Here is a 1,809-nt window from a genome sequence, read left to right on the forward strand (position 1 = left end):
TGGATGTTGGGCATCGCCTTGCTCAGCCCAACCTGCGAAAAGCCCACCCTTCCCAGAGTCCCGTAGGTTGGCGGTGAGCGCAGCGAACCCCAACGATGTCTAGCGTTACGGAGCCGATCTCAGGGCGCGCGCAAGTTGCGCAGGCGGAATCCACTGCCGAACAGCACGACGACGAAGGCTGCGCCGCCTGCTGCGATCAATGCGCCCAGATGGTAAACGCGGGCCATGGCAGCCAGATCGCCCCAGTCCGGAACCAGAGAAAGACCGCTCCAGAGCACGGCCAGCATGGCGATACACGCAAGCGCCAGCCGCAGCAGGTGCGCCGTCCAGCCCGGTTGTGCGTGATAGACGCCGTCACGGCGCAGGTACCGCCATAGCAGGGCCAGGTTGAGATAGCTGGCGCAGGCGCTGGCAAGGGCCAGGCCCATATGCAAGCCGGGTGTTGTCGACAGTCGCGCCCACAGGCCTGCTTCGGCGTCGATTGGCGAATTCCAGGCCAGCATCAGAATCCCGATGAAGACCGCGTTGAGAACCATGCTGGCAACCATCGCGATGATGCCCGCGCGGACCGGTGTCTTCGTATCCTGACGGGCATAGAAAGCCGGGGCGACCACCTTCACCAGAGCAAAGGCAGGCAAGCCCAGGGCCAGGGCAGCCAGCGACATCGATGCCATTTCGACATCGTGCGCGGTGAACTCGCCGTGCTGGAACAGCGTGGCGAGTATCGGTTTCGCCAGGACAACGAGGGCCAGCATCGCCGGAACGGCAATCAGCAAGGTCGTGCGCAGGCCCCAGTCCAGCGCCTTGGTGAAGCCCTCGCGATCCGTGGATACATGGTGGCGAGACAACGTTGGCAGGATCACCGTGCCCAGCGCAACGCCAAAGATGCCAAGTGGAAACTCGAGCAGGCGGTCGCTCTGTGACAACCAGGTTTGCGAACCGGCGATCAGGAAGGAGGCAATCAGCGTATCCAGCAGCAGGTTGATCTGGGCCACCGACGAACCGAACAGCGTCGGTACCATCAGGCGCAGGATCTTGCGCACACCGGGATGATTCCAGCCCCAGCGCGGCAGGGTAAGCAAATCGAGGTTGCGCAAGGCCGGCAACTGGATCAGCAACTGCAGGATTCCGGCCACGAGGATCGCCCAGCCCAGTGCCATGATCGGCACATCGAGCATCGGGGACAGCCAAAGCGCGCCGGCAATCATGCATACGTTGAGCACCACCGGCGTCAGCGCCGGCAGCGCAAACTTGTTGAAACTGTTGAGTACGCCGCCAGCCAGGGCCGTCATCGAGACAAAGAACAAGAACGGAAAGGTCAGGCGCAGCAGATCCGTGGTCAGGGCGAACTTCACCGGTTCGTCGATCGAACCCGGAGCGAAGCCCCGAGTGACCCAGGCAGCGCCGATGACACCGAGCGCAGTCACCACCAGCAGGATCGCGCCCAGTGTCCCGGCAGTGCGCGAAACCAGCTCCCTGAGCTCCTCCTGCGTCTTCTTTTCCTTGTATTCGGTCAAAACCGGCACGAAAGCCACCGAAAATGAGCCCTCGGCAAACAGGCGGCGCATGAAATTCGGTATGCGAAAAGCGACCCAGAACGCATCCGTGCTGGCGTTCGCACCGAAAGTCCAGGCAATCGCCATCTCCCGGAACAAGCCGAGAATGCGCGAAACAAAGGTGCCACCGCTGAACGTAAGCACGGAACGCAACATGTTGGGGGCCTTCACGCGTACAATCCCCTTCGACTCACACCGGGGTTCTGTTTGACTCCGGGCGATTGGGTCGGCATAATCCCGACCCTTTTTCCGC

At 62.2% G+C, this 1,809-nt stretch carries 1 protein-coding gene; it reads right to left on the bottom strand.

Annotated elements, in window-relative coordinates:
- Positions 1-119 precede the first annotated feature (119 nt).
- On the bottom strand, positions 120-1,727 hold the full coding sequence (gene murJ / locus WBP53_RS03865) for a murein biosynthesis integral membrane protein MurJ (protein ID WP_423926121.1): 1,608 nt from the start codon (positions 1,725-1,727) through the stop codon (positions 120-122).
- Positions 1,728-1,809: the final 82 nt, after the last annotated feature.

Origin of the sequence: Dokdonella sp., from assembly GCF_049593775.1 — a bacterium.
GTDB lineage: Bacteria > Pseudomonadota > Gammaproteobacteria > Xanthomonadales > Rhodanobacteraceae > Dokdonella.